The sequence below is a fragment of the Verrucomicrobiota bacterium genome, from assembly GCA_039027815.1.
Taxonomy (GTDB): Bacteria; Verrucomicrobiota; Verrucomicrobiia; order Verrucomicrobiales; family JBCCJK01; genus JBCCJK01.
In genome coordinates this window covers 1-16,833 of the sequence record JBCCJK010000009.1, presented here as the reverse complement: position 1 = coordinate 16,833, position 16,833 = coordinate 1, and the positions used below count along the sequence as shown (strand labels likewise).

Annotated in this window: 16 protein-coding genes; 11 read left to right on the top strand and 5 right to left on the bottom strand. The window is 61.7% G+C overall.

Translation table 11 applies throughout. From position 1 onward, the window contains the following. Positions 1–21 precede the first annotated feature (21 nt). Genes rplO through map form a run of 4 tightly spaced genes read left to right on the top strand, consistent with a single transcriptional unit; the run spans position 22 to position 3,567 of the window. Entirely contained in the window at positions 22–492 is a 471-nt protein-coding gene (gene rplO, locus AAF555_04205) for a 50S ribosomal protein L15 (protein MEM6910765.1), read from the top strand. A gap of 53 nt (positions 493–545) precedes the next feature. Further along, a complete protein-coding gene (gene secY / locus AAF555_04200; GenBank protein MEM6910764.1) occupies positions 546–2,051 on the top strand; it encodes a preprotein translocase subunit SecY in 1,506 nt (501 codons plus the stop codon). Between the two features lie 26 nt (positions 2,052–2,077). Beyond that, the gene (locus tag AAF555_04195) at positions 2,078–2,737 is read left to right on the top strand and encodes an adenylate kinase (GenBank protein MEM6910763.1); all 660 of its coding nucleotides are present in this window, start codon (positions 2,078–2,080) and stop codon (positions 2,735–2,737) included. Beyond that, entirely contained in the window at positions 2,734–3,567 is an 834-nt protein-coding gene (map, locus tag AAF555_04190) for a type I methionyl aminopeptidase (GenBank protein MEM6910762.1), read from the top strand. The genes AAF555_04195 and map overlap by 4 nt, the downstream gene beginning before the upstream one ends. Before the next feature lie 143 nt (positions 3,568–3,710). Here map and queG read toward each other — a convergent pair whose 3' ends face one another. After that, the gene (gene queG, locus AAF555_04185; protein MEM6910761.1) at positions 3,711–4,841 is read right to left on the bottom strand and encodes a tRNA epoxyqueuosine(34) reductase QueG; all 1,131 of its coding nucleotides are present in this window, start codon (positions 4,839–4,841) and stop codon (positions 3,711–3,713) included. Next, a complete protein-coding gene (locus AAF555_04180; protein ID MEM6910760.1) occupies positions 4,792–5,352 on the bottom strand; it encodes a shikimate kinase in 561 nt (186 codons plus the stop codon). Before AAF555_04180 ends, queG begins: the two co-directional genes overlap by 50 nt. A gap of 18 nt (positions 5,353–5,370) precedes the next feature. Between AAF555_04180 and AAF555_04175 the strand changes: the two genes are divergently transcribed. From AAF555_04175 to panC, 3 genes are read left to right on the top strand one after another with little or no spacing between them, the layout of a single operon-like run. Continuing rightward, on the top strand, positions 5,371–6,432 hold the full coding sequence (locus AAF555_04175; protein MEM6910759.1) for an L-threonylcarbamoyladenylate synthase: 1,062 nt from the start codon (positions 5,371–5,373) through the stop codon (positions 6,430–6,432). Between the two features lie 4 nt (positions 6,433–6,436). After that, positions 6,437–7,987, top strand: a complete 1,551-nt coding sequence (murJ, locus tag AAF555_04170) for a murein biosynthesis integral membrane protein MurJ (GenBank protein ID MEM6910758.1) — start codon at positions 6,437–6,439, stop codon at positions 7,985–7,987. Then, positions 7,984–8,838 (top strand): pantoate--beta-alanine ligase, encoded by an 855-nt coding sequence (gene panC / locus AAF555_04165; GenBank protein ID MEM6910757.1) that lies wholly within the window; start codon positions 7,984–7,986, stop codon positions 8,836–8,838. The genes murJ and panC overlap by 4 nt, the downstream gene beginning before the upstream one ends. Here the strand turns inward: panC and AAF555_04160 are convergent. Next, on the bottom strand, positions 8,835–9,818 hold the full coding sequence (locus AAF555_04160) for a choice-of-anchor A family protein (GenBank protein MEM6910756.1): 984 nt from the start codon (positions 9,816–9,818) through the stop codon (positions 8,835–8,837). The genes panC and AAF555_04160 overlap by 4 nt on opposite strands. A 161-nt stretch (positions 9,819–9,979) precedes the next feature. Between AAF555_04160 and nadB the strand changes: the two genes are divergently transcribed. The 4 genes from nadB to AAF555_04140 all read left to right on the top strand — a co-directional run bounded on the left by nadB (position 9,980) and on the right by AAF555_04140 (position 15,504). Continuing rightward, positions 9,980–11,572, top strand: a complete 1,593-nt coding sequence (gene nadB, locus AAF555_04155; GenBank protein MEM6910755.1) for an L-aspartate oxidase — start codon at positions 9,980–9,982, stop codon at positions 11,570–11,572. A gap of 314 nt (positions 11,573–11,886) precedes the next feature. Further along, positions 11,887–12,768: a hypothetical protein gene (locus AAF555_04150; GenBank protein ID MEM6910754.1), complete on the top strand. Its 882-nt coding sequence runs from the start codon at positions 11,887–11,889 to the stop codon at positions 12,766–12,768. Between the two features lie 56 nt (positions 12,769–12,824). Beyond that, positions 12,825–13,430, top strand: a complete 606-nt coding sequence (locus tag AAF555_04145) for an ElyC/SanA/YdcF family protein (GenBank protein ID MEM6910753.1) — start codon at positions 12,825–12,827, stop codon at positions 13,428–13,430. A gap of 61 nt (positions 13,431–13,491) precedes the next feature. Continuing rightward, positions 13,492–15,504, top strand: coding sequence for a hypothetical protein (locus tag AAF555_04140; GenBank protein ID MEM6910752.1), 2,013 nt, complete (start codon positions 13,492–13,494; stop codon positions 15,502–15,504). Here AAF555_04140 and AAF555_04135 read toward each other — a convergent pair whose 3' ends face one another. Beyond that, on the bottom strand, positions 15,505–16,215 hold the full coding sequence (locus tag AAF555_04135; protein ID MEM6910751.1) for a YggS family pyridoxal phosphate-dependent enzyme: 711 nt from the start codon (positions 16,213–16,215) through the stop codon (positions 15,505–15,507). Between the two features lie 13 nt (positions 16,216–16,228). Continuing rightward, on the bottom strand, positions 16,229–16,459 hold the full coding sequence (locus AAF555_04130; protein ID MEM6910750.1) for a glutaredoxin family protein: 231 nt from the start codon (positions 16,457–16,459) through the stop codon (positions 16,229–16,231). Between the last annotated feature and the right edge of the window lie 374 nt (positions 16,460–16,833).

Here is a 16,833-nt window from a genome sequence, read left to right as displayed (position 1 = left end):
TTCATTTCACTTCGTCACATCATGCGCTTACACAATCTGCAACCGAACGAGGGAGCCAAGCACCGCAAAAAACGTCTCGGCTGCGGAGAAAGCTCCGGCCTGGGCAAGACTTCTGGGAAAGGTCACAAAGGACAGAAATCCCGTTCCGGCGGCTCGCTCCGGCCCGGCTTCGAAGGGGGTCAGATGCCGCTCTACCGCCGCCTGCCCCGCAAGGGTTTCACCAATGGCAGCTTCCGCAAGGAGATCGCCATTGTGAATCTCAGCCAGCTGGAAGCCAAATTCGCCGAGGGCGCCCGGGTGGACGAAGCCAGCCTGCGCACCTGCCAACTGGTGAGTGGGGTCTGCGATGGCATCAAGGTCCTGGCCAAAGGCGAACTCACCAAGAAACTGGTGGTGGCAGTCGACCAGGTTTCCGCGGGAGCCAAGGAGAAAATCGAGAAAGCGGGAGGCTCCCTCGAGGCCCCGGCGGTCGCCCCCCAGGGCGAGGCTTGAAGAGCAGCGAAACTGTGTTATTCCCACGCTCCCCTCGCTGATTCCCTTCTCGAATGATCTCCGCTTTCGCTAACTGCCTCAAGGTTCCCGAGCTTCGGCAACGCATCTTCTTCACCCTGGCCATCATCGTGGTGGTGCGCTTGGGCGCAGCCGTCACCCTGCCGGGCGTCGATTCCATCAACCTTCAAAAATACGTGGATGCCTCCCTCGAGGCACAGAATGCCACTAGTGGGGCGGCCGCCATCAACGCGCTTCTCACGATGTTCAGCGGGGGCGGTCTCCAGAACTGCGCCATCTTCGCGCTCGGGATCATGCCCTACATCAGCGCGTCGATCATGCTACAGCTGGGCACTGCCGTCATTCCGCAGCTCGGCAAGCTCTCCCGGGAGGACGGAGGGCGTCAGAAAATCACGCAGTACACCCGCATCGTCACCATCATCCTGGCCCTCTTTCAAGGCTTCATGCTGGTGCGGTCTCTGGAAAACCCCTCCACCAACCCCTTCCTTTCAGGCTACAGCGTGGAAGAGTTCGGGCCCTTGGTCCCCGACCCGGACTTTTGGTTCTACCTGGTAGCCGTGACCACCATCGTGGGCGGGACCATGCTTTTGATGTGGTTAGGGGAACAGGTCACCGAACGCGGGATCGGCAATGGGATCTCCCTCATCATCGCCATCAATATCATCTCGGCCCTCCCGGGGGCTCTCGTCATCCTCTGGAATACCTACCTGAAACCGGCCGAGGGCATGGAATTCAACCCCTTCGACCCCGCCCTCCTGGTCCTCTTGATCGTCTTCCTGGTGGCGGTGGTGGCGGCAGTCATCGCCATCACCGAAGCCCAGCGGCGGATCACCATCCAGTATGCCAAGCGGGTGGTGGGCCGGAAGGTCTACGGGGGCCAGACCCAATACATGCCCCTCAAGGTGAACTACTCCGGGGTCATGCCGATCATCTTCGCCCAAGCCATTGTGGTCTTCCCGGCCCAGATTTTGGGGATGGTGGCGCGGAACGCCGATTGGACGCAAAGCCTGCAATTCCACCTCAGCCCCGCCTCTTGGGTCTACTATGTGGTCTCGGCGCTCTTGATCTTCTTCTTCAGCTACTTCTGGGTCGCCACCATGTTCCAGCCGACCCAGATCGCCGACGATCTCAAAAAGAATGGCGGCTACATCCCGGGAGTTCGTCCTGGCAAGCCGACCGCTGATTTCCTCGACTTCACCATGGGGCGCTTGACCTTCGCCGGAGCCCTCTTCCTGACCCTGATTTATGCGCTCCCGGCCGCCCTCAATTACGTCATGGGCGTGCCCTACCTCGCGGGCCAGCTCTTCGGGGGCACCAGCATCTTGATTCTGGTGGGGGTGGTGCTCGACATCATGCGTCAGATCGAGACCCACCTCTTGCAGAAAAATTACGATGGCTTCCTGCGCAAGGGCAAGATTCGGGGCCGCTTCGAACGGAAGCAGGCCTCGGGACAAGCGGCCAGCTCCCGCACCCTCATCACGCTCTGGGTCACGATCGCCATTCTCTCGATTTTTGGGATGGTGGCCTACCTCGCCAACTGAGGCCTTCTTCTCCCCCTCCAGTGAAGGTGCGTGTCATTCTCTTGGGCCCGCCCGCTTCCGGGAAGGGCACCCAAGCGCAGTTTCTCAAGGAGCACTTCGATTTGCCCACCGTCTCGACCGGAGAACTCATCCGGGAAGAGATCCGGCGCCAAAGTGAGATCGGGCGAGCGACGCAGGCCGGAATCGAGGCCGGGGCCTTCTTGGCGGATGACTTGGTTCGGGAGATGATCGCGGCCCGCTTGGCCCAGCTGCCGGACGGCTTTGTCTTGGATGGCTTCCCCCGGACCCTCCCGCAGGCCGAGGCCTTGGAGGGGCTTTTGGAAGAGTCTGGCCAGCCGCTCGATCACGTCTTCCACCTCGATGTCGAGGAGGAGGTCTTGCTCGATCGCGTCCTCCATCGAGTGGGTTGCCCGGGCTGTGGGAGGAGTTTCTCTGAAAAGAAAAACCCGATCGCTGAAGGAGGCCCCTGCCCTCGGCCAGGTTGTGGCGGGCGCTTGCTCCGCAGAAAAGATGACACCCGGGAAACCCTGGAGCGGCGCTTGGGCGAATACCGAGAGAAGACCAGACCGCTGATCGGCTTTTATCGTGAGCGAGGGCTTTTGCGAGTGCTTGCGGGAGCGCGGGAAGCAGACGAGGTCTTTGCCCAGCTTCGGGAAGTGTTGGCCGCGGCCAGCGAGACGGCATGAAAAAAGAGAAAATACCCATCAAGCGAGGTCGGCAGATCGAGCACGTGCGTGCTTCCGGTCGCTTGGGGGCGGAGATTCTCCGCCGAGTCGCCCAGGAAATCCAGCCGGGCCGGACCACCCAGGAGGTCGATGACGCGGCCCTCCAGTTCATGAATGAAGCCGGCTGCAAAAGCGCCTTTTATGGCTACCGCGGCTTTCCCGGACAGGTCTGCATTTCTCTCAATGAAGAGGTGGTCCATGGGATTGGAGGCAAGCGGAGAATCCAGCCGGGGGACATCGTGAAAATCGACGTCGGGATCATCCACAATGGCTGGATCGGTGACAACGCGGTCACCGTCATCGTGGGGGAGATCGACGCCGAAACGGAGAAGCTCCTCTGGGCGACCGAGGAGTCCCTCTACGCAGCCATTGAGTACGCCCGCGAAGGCTTCCGGCTGGGAGATCTCTGCGCTTCGGTCGAGCATTTGGTGCAGCAATATGGCTACACCGTGGTGCGTGAGTTTGTGGGCCATGGGGTGGGCCGTCGTTTGCACGAAGAGCCGCAAGTCCCCAACTACGGGACCCCGGGAACCGGACCGCGCCTCAAGGAAGGGATGGTTTTGGCAATCGAACCCATGGTCAACATGGGGACGGCCGGGGTCCGCATGTTGGACGACAACTGGACGGTCGAGACGCTCGACCGCCGGCCCTCGGCCCACTTCGAGCACATGGTGCTGGTCGGCAAAGACGCGCCCGAAATCCTGACCCCGCGTCCCCGCCGCATGACCCGCCCCACGGGCGTGCCCGAGCCCGAGCCCATGATCGAGCCCGATCCAGAACAGCTGGTCTAATACCAAGCTGGAGAATTGGCTGGTAGAATGGCCGAGTGGATTTCGGGCCAGACCAAGGCGCGACGAGGGCGCGGTGCAGGTACCGTAACCGAGGAGCAACGCAGGGCTGGCTCGAAAGACACCGGCTCTCCCTTCCCCGCGCTTCAGCGCCTCTTCTCCACTCCGCCTTCCCTCCATTCTTCCAGTGAATTCTGGAGCTTGGTATGAGAAGAGGAGTCCGAGCAACGGTTCTGGATTTCCTGGATGGCCCAGCGAGCGTGTTCGGCGATCAGTGGATCGGGCTCGGCTGCAGCCCGTTCCAAGGCGGGGAGATCTTGGGCGCGGCCGGTGTTCCCGAGGGCCACGCAGACGTTGCGAAGAAAGCGGGAGCGCTTGGTCCGTTTGATCGGGCTCTTGCGGAAGAGGGTTCGGAATTCGGCATCGCTCAGGGCCAAGAAGTCTCGCAGCTTCCAATCGTGAACATATTCGCGAGCTTGCAAGGAGGCCTCCCGACTGGCTTGGGCAAAGCGATTCCAAGGGCAGGCGGTCAGGCAGTCATCGCAGCCGTAAATGCGGTCGCCCATGGCCCGGCGAAATTCCTCCGGAATCGGGCCCTTGTGCTCGATGGTGAAGTAGCTGAGACAACGGCGTGCATCCAACTTGTGAGGCTCAGTGATGGCGCCGGTGGGACAAGCCGTGATGCAGGCGGTGCACTTGCCGCATTTGTTTCGCTCGGGCGAGTCGGGGGCCAGCTCCAGGGAGGTCAGGATTTCCGAGAGGAAGAACCATGTGCCGAGGCGGCGGTGCAGTTGGAGAGTGGATTTGCCGCTCCAGCCGAGACCGGCTTCGTTCGCGAAGTCCCGCTCGAGGATGGGCCCGGTGTCACAATAGACCCGCTGCTGGCCGCCGAGAGACTCGAGGTCCCGGGCCATGGCTTTGAGCCGCTTTTTCACGAGATCATGGTAGTCATCCCCCCAGGCGTAGCGGGCGATTTTGAACTCGGGATTGGGAGCGCGGCCTTGGAAGTAATTGGTGGCCAGGACGATGACGCTTTTGGCGGCTGGAAAGACGAGACGAGGGTCACTCCGCCGCTTGGGGTCGCGGGCCATCCAGTCGAGGTCCCCGTGCCGACCTTCCGCAAGCCACTCTTGGTAGGCCTCGGCATGGGCTGCGGGAGCGGCCCGGGCGATGCGGCATTCATCGAAGCCGTGCGCTTGGGCCAACTCGCGGACCCGTTCCTTGGGGTCAAGCTCGGCTGGCGAAGTGGTATTCCGCGCTCGCGACGATTCCGGCAACCGTCTCCTCGGGGGAGAGCTCGGCAGTGTCGATGGCAAGATCAGCGGCTTCATGATAGAGGGGGCGCCGGGTGGCCAGGAGTTCGTCGAACCGCTGGCGTCCGTCCGGTCCCTGCACCAGGGGACGATTTTGATTACGGGAGACGCGTTGCCAAAGGATTTCCGGATGGGTGGTGAGCCAGACAACATAGCCGATTTGCCGGAGAAGGGAACGATTGCTTTCCCGGATCACCAGGCCGCCCCCGGTCGAGATGACGCTGGCCGGTCGATCCCGCAGACCGGCCAAGACCCCTTCTTCCAAATCGCGAAAAGCCGCTTCGCCTCGCTCCCGGAAGATCTCCGGGATGGATTGCCCGGTCTCGGCCGTCAGGAGGGCATCGGTATCGAGAAAAGGCCAGCCGAGGGTCTCGGCCACTCGTTTGCCGAGGGTGGTCTTGCCGCAGCCCATGAATCCGATCAGGATGAGATGGGGTTTTCCTTGGACCGGAGGCGTTGTTGGTTTAAGAGCCACGTTCGTTGAGACTAGCCCATGGTGGAGAATCCTGAAAGCAGCAAGACCGAGGTCGCGGCCATCGATCCAGAGGGAGAGAACTACGGGCTGCTGGCGGCTCGGGCAGCCGGGCTCTTGGCGGCCGGAGAATTGGTGGCTCTTCCCACCGAGACCGTCTACGGACTGGCGGCCGACGCGCTCAACCAGGAGGCCGTGGCCCAAGTCTTCGCGGTCAAAGAACGGCCGACCTTTGACCCGCTCATCGTGCACGTGCGCCATGAGGCTCAGCTGCGGGAGGTGGCCGAGGTCCCGCCCGAGGTCGAGGAAGCCTTGGTCCTCTTGCTCTCGGAATTCTGGCCCGGGCCCCTGACCTTTCTCTTGCCCAAGAAGCCGATCATTCCCGATCTCGTGACAGCGGGCTTGCCCACGGTGGCGGTCCGAGCGCCCTCCCATCCGGTCATGCGGCGGGTGCTCAAGGAACTGGGTCGCCCGATTGCTGCTCCCAGCGCCAATCGCTTCGGAAGAATCAGCCCCACGAGCGCTCCCCATGTCCTGGAGGAACTGGGGGGACGTCTCCCGCTCATTTTGGATGCGGGTGCTTGTTCCCATGGGCTCGAGTCCACCATCATCCAGCTCGAGCCCGGCCCCAAGACCAAGCCGCTCGCCCGAATTCTCCGGGCGGGACCCGTCACGCCCGAAGACCTGAAGCGCTTCTGCAAGGTGGAGCTGCCCCGAAAGCGGTCCGGTTCCGGGGAAGCCGCCCTCGCACCTGGGCAGTTGGCTAGCCACTACGCTCCCCGGACCCCGCTCCGCTTGGTAGAGACCCCGGAGGAGTTCCAGCCGGAGCCAGGTAAACGCTATGGACTCCTCAGCTACAAAGGGGATCCCAAGGCAGGCCTGCTGGACAAGACCGATTGGGCGCTCGTTTCGGAGCTGAGCCCGACGGTTGGCAAGCTGGCGGAGGCCGCGGTGCGCTTCTTTTTCGTGCTGCGGCAGTTGGATGCCGCGGGCCTGGATGAAATCATCGCCGAGCCGATCGTGGAGAAGGGCTTGGGGGTGGCCATGATGGACCGGCTGCGAAGGGCCTCCCTCAACCACTGAAGCCATGCTACGTTCTTTGGCCACTGTGAGCGGGTTCACCGCCATGAGCCGGGTGCTCGGTTTTGTCCGGGACATTTTCCTGGCCAATTTCCTGGGAACCAAGATGGCGGCCGATGCCTTCGTGGCGGCCTTTCGTTTCCCCAATATGTTCCGCCGGATTTTTGGGGAAGGAGCCTTCAGTGCCGCTTTCGTCCCGCTCTTTGGCCGGGAATTGGAAGAGAAAGGAGCGGGGGAGGCAGAGCTTTTCGCCAGCCGCAGTTTCACTTACCTGGGCGGGGTCTTGCTGGTGGGGACCGCCCTGGCTCTGCCAGGGATGGAGTGGATCATGGCGATCTTCACCCAAGGCTTTCGCGAGCGACCCGAAACCATGGCCTTGGCCGTGGCCTACGGCCGGATTGCCTTCTCCTATCTTCTCTGCATGGCTTTGGCCGCCCATCTCAGCGGGGTCCTGAATACCCTGCGGGTCTACGCCATGCCGGCTTTGGCCCCCGTCTTGCTGAATCTCGTCTTTCTGACGGGCTTGGGAGTGGTGGTGCCCCTTTTGGGCTTTTCCCAAAGCCCGATTGAGGCTGGCTACGTGGCGGTCTGGTGTGTCTTTGTGGCTGGCTTTGCTCAACTGGCGGTGCTCTGGGTGGCCTGTTGGAAGAAAGGCATGCCGGTCCGGGTGGTCTGGCCGAAGTGGGGGCCGCAGATGCAGCGCTTGACCGTGTTGATGGGTCCGGGGGTGCTGAGCGCGGGGGTGCAGCAGGTCAATTTGCTGGTGGGCACCATGATTGCCTCGGAACAGGTAGGCGCCCTTTCCTACCTCTACTTCGCGGATCGACTCAATCAGCTTCCGCTCGGGATGATCGGCATCGCTTTCTCCACCGTGCTCCTGACCGAGATCACGCGAGCCCTGCGAAAGGGGGAGGAGGCCAAAGCGCTCCAGACGCAAGCCGATGGGATCGTGAACGCTCTTTTTCTGACCATCCCGGCGGCGGTCGCGCTCTGCCTGGCGGCCGAACCGATTTTGAGAGTTCTCTTTGAGAGAAACCTATTCACGGCCGTGAGCACGCGAGAAACGGCCACCGCCCTGTTCTGGTTTGCGACCGGCTTGCCGGCCTATGTCCTAGTCAAAGTCTTGCAGCCAACTTATTTCGCGCGGGAGAATACCAAGCTGCCGATGGTCTTCGCGGTGGTGACGGTCTTGGTGAACGTGGGCTTGAGCCTCTGGCTATTTCGGCGGCACGGCCATGAGGGAATCGCGATGGCGACCTCCTTCGCGGGCTGGGTCAATGTCTTGCTCCTTTTTGCCGGAGCCCGGGACAAACTCCAGCTCGGCCCGAAGCGCTGGGGGAGAATTTTCGGAATGCTTTTGGCCAGTGGTCTCATGGGCGCGGGCTTGGCCTGGGCGCTCCGCTTTGCGGCGGGGTGGCTGGAGGGGACCTTTCTCGAGCGAGCGCTTTCGCTGGCGGGGGTGGTGCTGTTCGGGATGACGGTCTATGCCATCTGGACCATGCTTTTCCGGGTGGTTTCTCTTTCCGAGGTCCTGCGCTGGTGGCGTCGTAAGAAATGAGGGTTTTCCAGTCCAAGGAGTCCCTGCGAGCTTGGCGGGGGCAGGTGAGCGGCCCGGTCGTGCTGGTGCCCACAATGGGGGCACTCCACCGGGGCCACCAAGCGCTGCTGGAGGCGGGACGTCGCTTGGCCGGGGACGGCGGCCATCTGGTGGCGTCGATTTTCGTGAACCCGACTCAGTTCGGGCCGGGAGAGGATTTTGAAAGCTACCCTCAGAGCTGGGCCGAGGATTTGGCCATGTGCCGGGCGGCAGGGGTGGAGGGGGTCTTCGCTCCCAGCGCGGGCCAGCTTTATGCTGAGGACGCCTCTCTCCAAGTTTCCGAGACGCTCCTGAGTGAGACCCTCTGCGGGGCCAGCCGTCCGGGGCACTTTGCGGGGGTTTGTTTGGTGGTTTTGAAACTGTTTCATTTGGTCCAGCCCCAGGAGGCGGTTTTTGGAAAGAAGGATTTCCAGCAGTTCGCGATTCTTCGACGGATGGTGCGCGATCTGGATCTGCCCGTGACTTTGCATGGGCTGGAGACGGTCCGGGAGGCGGATGGCTTGGCCTTGAGTTCCCGCAATCGCTATCTGTCTCCGGCCGAGCGAAAGGAGGCGGTTTGCTTGCGCCGGGCTCTCGGCGCGGCGGAGGAACGGGTGGCCCGAGGAGAGAGCGCGGCGGATCCCATTCTGAGCGCGGCCAGGGCCGAGTTGGCCCGCGCTTCGCTGGGTCGCTTGGATTATCTGGAGTTGGTAGAGGCCGAGTCGCTTCAGCCCGTCAGGCGCTTGGCGGGCCCTTCGCTTTTGGCCGTGGCCATGTTTTTTGGCGAAGCGCGCCTCATTGACAACGTCGAGCTTTTCCCGCCCGCGGGCTAGCGGCGACGCCGCAGGAGGAGCGTAGCGCCTCCTAGAAGGAGGAGGGCGGAGCTGGGCTCGGGGATGGGCTGGAAGGGGAGGGGTCCTTCGAATTTCTCGTTGTGGATTTCCGCGTTTTGATTGAGCACGGCGGCGACCACGGTGCCGTCGAAGTTCGAGCCGCCTTGGTTGACGGTCGCGTTGGGGGCAAAGATGCCGGCCCGAATGTTGCGATTGATGGTGACGGTCTCGGCCTCGAAGAAGTTGAAGAGGATTTTGGATTCGTTGTTTACGAAGCCGTTGGTGAAGTTGTCATTGATGGTGATGTTCTGGCCCGCCACGTTGATGAGGACGGTTTCGGCGCCGTTGAACTGGAGTTCGAGTCGGTCGTAGACATTGCTGGCGGAGCCGAAGGCGCTCTCGCCATCGATGTCAAAGACCGCCACTTGAAAGCCATCGATGAGGGTGGGGCTGGCGTTGAAGGTGAGGGAGCCATTGCCCGGGGTGCTCGTGAAGCTGTTGGTGGTGAGCGCGGCCCACTGGCTGGAAGCCGCTTGCAAGGTGCTCTGGATCTCGAAGGCATCGCTGAAGCCCAGGCTATTGACGGCGGCGTCCCAGAGGGTGACTCCCTCACGGAGAATGGGGGTGCCAGGTGCGTTTCCGTTGAGGGCGAATTTGGTGTTTTCCACGTCAATGCGGGTCACAAGGCTGCCGCTCAAAAGAGTGGTCGTGCCCGAGCCGCTCAGGCCGTTGTTCAGCCAGAGCATGTTGTCACTATCATTGGCGGCGGTCCCGCTGTTGAAGCCAAAACGGACGTTGTTGCTCGGCATGTAGCTGCCGTAGACGAAGGTAGCGCCCTCCGTTTCGTTGCTTTGGAGAGAGTAGTCGCCCGTGATGACGTTGAAAGTATCCAGGAGAGTTTGGATGTCCCCCTGAGCCGACGAGCGGGCCGTGGTGCTGACAAGGAGAAGGAGTCCCAAGGACGCGAAACGGAGAATCATGGCAGAATTGCGAGTTGTTTTTGCTACTTACGATGATTATTTCCATACAGCGGAATATTTCAATCATTACTTTCTATAATTTTTGTAAGTTCAAAGTGCCCAATCTGTCAGCTTACGCGGGAAAGGAGCCTGTTTTAGGCCAAGACGCGGTTACGGGAAAAATGGTTCAATATGATTTCATCGTGGTCGGGAGCGGAGTGGCCGGCCTGTTTTTCGCGCTGAAAGCGGCCAAGCAGGGACGAGTCGGGGTCCTCACCAAACGTCGGGGCAAGGATTCCAACACCCGCTGGGCCCAAGGGGGCATTTCGTGCGTCATGAGTCCGGAGGATTCCTTTGAACGACACGTGGAGGACACGCTCGATGCCGGGGTCGGTTTGTGTGACGAGGAGGTGGTCCGCTTGATTGTGAAAGAGGGTCCGGCCTGTATCCAGGAGTTGATCGAGATCGGGGTGGAGTTTGATCGACGAGCCACCGATGACGGAGGGGAGGAGTTGGACTTGGGCAAGGAAGGCGGGCATACGCGACGGCGGGTCCTGCATCATCGTGACACCACCGGCCGGGAGGTCAGTCGCAAACTGCTCGCGGCCGTCCAGGCGGAGGCCAAGATCGACCTCCTGGAAAACCATTATGCCATCGACCTCATCACGACCCTCAAGCTGGGCTACGTGACCGAGAATCGTTGCCTCGGCATCTACGCTCTCAACGAGGAGAGCGGGGAGGTGGTGGCCCTCCCTTGCGAGCGGGTGGTCTTGGCCACGGGGGGATGTGGTCGGGTCTACCAGTTCACGACCAACCCCGACATTGCCACGGGCGATGGGGTGGCCATGGCGTGGCGGGCGGGCCTGCCGGTGGCCAATATGGAGTTCATCCAGTTTCACCCGACCTGCCTCTACCACAGTGCCCGGAAGTCCTTTCTCATCACCGAGGCCATGAGGGGGGAGGGGGCGATTTTGTTGGATGCCAAGGGCGAGGATTTTGTGAAGCCGTTTGATGCCCGCGGCTCTCTCGCTCCCCGGGACATTGTGGCCCGGGCCATCGATTCCCATCTCAAGCGGACGGGGGAGCCTTGCGTCTATCTCGATATCAGCCACCGCGAGGCGGACTTCATCCGCGAGCGCTTTCCCAATATCTATGCGCATTGTCTCGACTGCGGGATCGACATCACGAGGGAGCGCATCCCAGTGATTCCGGCGGCCCATTACCAATGCGGCGGGGTGGTGGCCGATGTCAATGGAGCGACGGAGCTGACGGGCCTCTCTGTCATTGGGGAAGCGGCCTGCACGGGACTGCATGGAGCCAATCGCCTGGCCAGCAACTCCATCTTGGAAGCGCTCGTCATGGCCCATCGGGCGGCGGAAGAGTTGCTACGGCAGGTCCCTCCCGAGCGAAGCGAGCCTGCGCCCTTGCCCGAGTGGCGAGCGGGCGAGGTCACCGATGTGGATGAGCTGGTCGTGATCTATCACAACTGGGACGAGATCCGCAAAACGATGGCCGATTACGTGAGCATCGTGCGGACCGACAAACGCTTGCAACGGGCCTCGACCCGCCTGCGCAATTTGCGGCAGGAGGTCCAGGAATTTTATTGGAACTTCAAGGTGACCTCGGAGTTGCTGGAGTTGCGAAATCTGGTGGACGTGGCTGCCATCATCGTGGAAAGCGCGGCCCGGCGTCGGGAAAGCCGTGGTCTCCACTTCACCCTGGATGCCCCCGAGACCGAACCGGGCTATGGCCGTCCCACGGTGGTCCGGCGCTAAGCCCGCCTAATACCAAGCTCCAGAATTCACTGGAAGAATGGAGGGAAGGTGTTGTGGAGAAGAGGCGCTGAAGCGCGGGGAAGGGAGAGCCGGAGTCTTTCGAGCCAGCCCAGCGTTGCTCCTCGGTTGCGGTGCCTGCACCGCGCCCTCGTCGCGCCTTGGTCTGGCCCGAAATCCACTCGGCCATTCTACCAGCCAATTCTGCAGCTTGGTATAATGAGAAGGCAGGCCCTGGCTTGGCCTTTTCTCGAAAGCAGAGTAGAATCAGGCACTGTTCTCCACCCCTCCGACGCTTTGGCGTCGATCGAAAGACCGTGATCTCCTCCCTCCCTTCGCGCCTTGGCCTAGTGGCCCTGCTCCTCTGGGGCCCCGTTTCCTTGGGAGGCGAAGAAACGCCGGGCCAGCCTGAGGGACCGCTCAGCAACAAGCGCTACAAGAATCATCTCCTGCCCTCGAGGATCTTTGGGGTGGGCGAGGTGGCCGGGCCCTCGCTCTCCGATTCACCGGTTTATCCGTGGAAAAAGAAGATCGTGGCCACCATTTTCTGGGTGGGGGAGGACGCGACTCAAAACAATCCGGTTCACAATCGGGCCAGTTCCTGGGACCAGTGGTGGGAGGAGAGTTTTGGCGGCTACGATGATCCCGACCCGGCCGCGCGGGCTTGGGACTACCGGCCACGCGCCTTCGAGCCGCAGGAGAATCCTTTTTACATTGCCCTCCCCTACAATGACCTGGCGGGCTGGGCCCGCACCAAGTCCGAGGCCTACCAGGAGATTCCCTGGTTCGAGGCGACCTTTCGACGGCCCGGGCGATCGGTTCTCCACAATCGCTGGGTCGCGATCCGGCATGCGGGAAAAATTTGCTATGCCCAATGGTCTGACTGTGGACCTTTCCACACTGACGACTGGGAGTATGTCTTCGGCGAGAAGCGACCGAAGAACCAGAGCAAAAACGGGGGCGCCGGCATCGATATCTCCCCTGCGGTCCGGGATTACCTGGGGCTCCAGAGCGGAGAGGAGTGCGATTGGCGCTTCGTCGAGCTGCACGAAATCCCCTATGGACCGTGGGGGAAATTTGGGACGAACAACCATTTCGTGAAAATGAAGGAGCTGCGTGAAATCGAGATGCGAAAGCGCTTCGCTCGGTTGCGCGAGGAGCGGGAAGCTTGGATTCGCCAACGCCCGAGGTCCCAGTGAATCGCGGCAAGCGCTGGCTCCTGTGGTCCGGGTTGGGGCTTCTGCTCAGCCCGCTGTTGGCGATTCTCTCTGCCAACTTGCTAGTTTCGCTCCAGGCGGCCGAGCGCGCTTTCTCGAGAGTCGAGGAGGTGCCAGCACGGCGGGCGGCGCTTGTCCTTGGCTGCTCGCCCTTAGTGGCCAACGGGCGCGAGAATGCCTTTTTTCGCTATCGCATGGAAGCGGCCGCCGCGCTTTGGCGGGCCGGGAAAGTGGAGTGGCTGCTAGTGAGTGGGGCCAATCCGGATCGCTTTTACAACGAGCCCGAGGCCATGCGGCGTCGCTTGGTGGAGCTGGGCGTGCCCAGCGAGCAGATCGTTCTCGATTATGCCGGGCTCCGCACGCTCGACTCGGTGGTGCGGGCACGGGAGATCTTCGGGGTGGACGATCCCATCATCGTTTCTCAGGAATTCCATAACAAACGGGCGCTCTACTTGGCCCAGCATTTCGGGCTGGAGCAAGCGGTGGCCCTTCACGCGCAGGGAGTGGGGGTGGCGCGAGGCTTTTCGACTCATCTGCGAGAGCAATTGGCCCGGGTGAAAATGCTCTTGGATGTGCACCTCTTGGGGGTGCAGCCCCGCTTTCTGGGGGATCCGGAGCCTTTGGGCAAGGGTAGCCCGTCTTAAATTTCGCTTTTCTTAATAATCAAGGGGTGTCAAGGTGAGCGGAACCTGGAAACGGTAGGCTATGATCGAATACACCCGCGAAGTGCAGCAGGAAATTCCGCAGGGCTCAGGCGACTCCATTCGCATCATCGGCGTGGGGGGGGCAGGGGCCAACATTGTGGATCGACTGGCCTTGGAAGAAGTCACTTCGGGAGAGCTGCTCGCCTTGCACACGGATGTCCGGGACCTCGCCAGCTGCGTTACGACCAAGAAGATCCAGATTGGAAAGGAGTTTCTCAAAGGAATGGGTTCCGGGGGAGATCCCGCTCTGGGTCGGGAGGCGGCCCGGGAGTCGAGAGAGGAAATCGAAGACGCCGTTCGCCATTACAATATGGTCTTCATCTGCGTGGGGCTGGGTGGAGGCACGGGCTCGGGGGCGGCGCCTGAGATTGCACGCCTCGCCCGGGCGCAAAAGGCTTTTGTGGTGGTGGTGGCGGCCATGCCCTTTTCCTTCGAGGGGGCGCGTCGCTTGCGCCAAGCCGAGGAGGCGCTCGGGGAGTTGGATGAGATCGCCGATCTCACGGTGACTTTTGAGAATGATCGCATGGGCGAGCTGGTGCTCGCGAAGCAGGGGCTTCAGGAAGCGCTCTCGGCGGCCGACCGCATTGTGAGCGAGAGCATTCAAGCGGTCACCGGCATCATTTCGCGCCCTGGCTTGATCCGGATCGGATTGGACGAATTGCTGTCGGCCCTCCGCCAACCGGATTCCCGAGCAATCTTTGGTTTTGGTCGCTCCAAAGGAAAGAACCGAGCCAACGATGCCTTGCGTCAACTGCTTAAGAACCCGCTGCTGGATGGCGGTGCCGTCCTGAAAGAAGCCCGTGACGTGGTGGTGCACATCTCTGGGGGAGACGACCTCACTTTCCACGAAGTGCAATCGGTCATGAAGTCGATTGCGAAACACTGCGGAGAAGAGACCCAAGTTCATTTCGGAACCGGCCACAAAAAGACCAACGAGCCGATGCTTGAACTGACCGTCATCTCCTCTCTTCCGGTCGAGACCTCGGAGCCGGAGGCGCTTCGGGAAGTCGAGCAGGAGAGCGTCGCCGAAGAGGTGGCCTTGGAGACGGCGGAGGCTCGCGAGGAGCCTGAGACTTCGGAAGGGCTCGCCCAAGAAGTGGAGGCGCTCGAGGAGGAGAGCTTGGACGAGGAAACCTGCCTTGCCGAACCAGTCGAGGAAATGCTGGAACCAGAAATCGCCACCACCCTTCCCGAGGAGGAAGGGGTGGCGGTGGAGATTCCAGGGGAAGAGGAAAGACCTGCTGAGGAAGCGGTGGCTGAGATCGTCGAAGAGACGGAGGAGGAGTCGAAGGGCATCCCGCAGGTCGAGCCCGACTTTGCGGAAGAGGCTGTGGTGGAGGAAGCCATAGTGGAAGAACCTTTTTCTGAAGAACCGGTTGCTGAGGAGCCTTCTGCGGAAAGGCCGCTCGCCGAAGAGCCGCTCGCCGAAGAGCTGCGGGGAGAAGGGCCTCTTGCCGAGGAGCCCGTAGTGGAGGATCTGCCGAGCTGCCAGCCGCTGGAGGCGGTCACCCCGCGCCGGGCCCCCCGCCGGGTCGAAATCGATGAGAGCGAAGACCTCGATCTTTTCTCGACCCCGCGACCAGCCGCGCGCAGGCGAACGGCTCCTCTCCGGGTGGAATTGGATTTGGAAGAGACGGCGGCACCGGTCGCCCAAGTCGAGGAACCGAGTGCCAGCCCTGTTCGCCCTCGGGCCAGGGCCGCAGAAGGGCCGCCAATCGAAGAAAAGGCTCCCCCCCGCCCGGTTCTTCAACCACTGGCCGCCGACCCAGTGGACAAGCCTCCCTTCAGAATTGAGCCTCCCTTTGAAAAGGTCGAGACGGTCACGGAGCCCGAGGCCGCGGTGGCTCCCGCACCCCGTCCGGTAGTGGAGCCGGAGCCGAGCGCTCGCAAGGACGACGAGTTGCAAGAAGAGCTTTCTTTCGAGGCCAAGGAGCGAGGTCGGTTTAAGGAGGTGGAGCCGACCATAGTGGATGGGGAGGACCTCGACGTGCCGACCTTCCTGCGACGAAGCTGACTAGCCCGCTTCGCGGCGGTGCTGGCTATAATTGCGCTGGCCGAAAAGAGTGGTGCCCACCCGGACCAGGGTGGCGCCTTCTTCGATGGCGATCTCGAAATCGCCGCTCATTCCCATGGAGAGTTTGGGCAGGGGAACGCCGAACTCGCTCACGAGAGCGTCGCGCAGTTCTCGGGTCTGGGCAAAGCGAGGGCGCTGCTCTTCGGGAGTCTCGACCGGCGGGGGAATGACCATCAGCCCCTGAAGGTAAAGCCGGTCCATTTCCAGAATCGATTCAAAGACCGCGCGAAGGCCAGCGGGCGAGAAGCCAAACTTGCTGGCTTCGTCCGCCAGATTGACCTGGAGGTAGATCTCAGGATGGAGGCCGAGTTCGCCGGCTAGGCGATTGAAGCGCTCGGCCAGCTCCAAGGAGTCGACTCCATGAAAGCACTCAAAGAGCGGGAGGGCCTTCTTGACTTTGTTTTTTTGGAGATGGCCGAGGAAGTGCCAGCGGCAGTGGCCCGGGAGCTCGGGCTGCTTGGCTTCCGCTTCCTGGACCTTGTTCTCGCCAAAGAGCCGTTGGCCGCAATCGACCGCTTCGTGGAGGATAAGGGCGGGCCAAGTCTTGGAAACGGCGCACAGTTCGATTTCCTGCGGGTCGCGGCCGGAGCGCTGGGCAGCTTGAGCCAGGCGCTGGCGAACCTCGGCGAAGTTGGCGGCAATCGTGGACACGGGGCAGGGAGGTCTAGAGGGAGGCCAGGAAGGGCTTGAGTTCCGCGACTCCAAAATCAGCCAGGACTTGGCCGTCCTCCAGGACGAGGGTGGGGGCCTTGGTCTGGCCGCTCAGGCGATGCATTTCCTCGAAAGCCGCGCGGTCGCGGCTGACATTGACTTCAGTGAAGTCGTAGTCATTTTCCTTCAGCCAAGCAATGGCATCGAGGCACCACGGGCAGCCGGTTTTGGTGAAGACCTTCATCCTACGCCCCTCTCCCGAGCGAGGGAAAATTGCAAGAAAGGGTAAGGGATATTCTGACTTGAAACGAAGTTGCCAGATCAAGCAGGAGAATGGTTGGGTGGATGGGCGATCGGGTCTCAGAATTTCGGTTTCGGGATGGCAGCGCGAGGAAGATCAAGACGTCCTCCCTCGGCTGCCTCGTGGTGGTGCAGGCACCGTAACCGAGGAGCAACGCAGGGCTGGCTCGAAAGACTCCGGCTCTCCCTTCCCCGCGCTTCAGCGCCTCTTCCCCACAACACCTTCCCTCCATTCTACCAGTGAATTCTGGAGCTTGGTATTACTGCCTCAGAAAGCCAACGACTCATTGACGACACAAGCAAATGATGGCGCTTGCG

Coding starts and splice junctions, on each gene's coding strand:
- AAF555_04160 (MEM6910756.1), bottom strand. CDS start 9,818: ATGATTCTCCGTTTCGCGTCCTTGGGACTCCTTCTCCTTGTCAGCACC.
- rplO (MEM6910765.1), top strand. CDS start 22: ATGCGCTTACACAATCTGCAACCGAACGAGGGAGCCAAGCACCGCAAA.
- AAF555_04140 (MEM6910752.1), top strand. CDS start 13,492: ATGATCGAATACACCCGCGAAGTGCAGCAGGAAATTCCGCAGGGCTCA.
- panC (MEM6910757.1), top strand. CDS start 7,984: ATGAGGGTTTTCCAGTCCAAGGAGTCCCTGCGAGCTTGGCGGGGGCAG.
- AAF555_04130 (MEM6910750.1), bottom strand. CDS start 16,459: ATGAAGGTCTTCACCAAAACCGGCTGCCCGTGGTGCCTCGATGCCATT.
- secY (MEM6910764.1), top strand. CDS start 546: ATGATCTCCGCTTTCGCTAACTGCCTCAAGGTTCCCGAGCTTCGGCAA.
- map (MEM6910762.1), top strand. CDS start 2,734: ATGAAAAAAGAGAAAATACCCATCAAGCGAGGTCGGCAGATCGAGCAC.
- nadB (MEM6910755.1), top strand. CDS start 9,980: ATGGTTCAATATGATTTCATCGTGGTCGGGAGCGGAGTGGCCGGCCTG.
- murJ (MEM6910758.1), top strand. CDS start 6,437: ATGCTACGTTCTTTGGCCACTGTGAGCGGGTTCACCGCCATGAGCCGG.
- AAF555_04175 (MEM6910759.1), top strand. CDS start 5,371: ATGGTGGAGAATCCTGAAAGCAGCAAGACCGAGGTCGCGGCCATCGAT.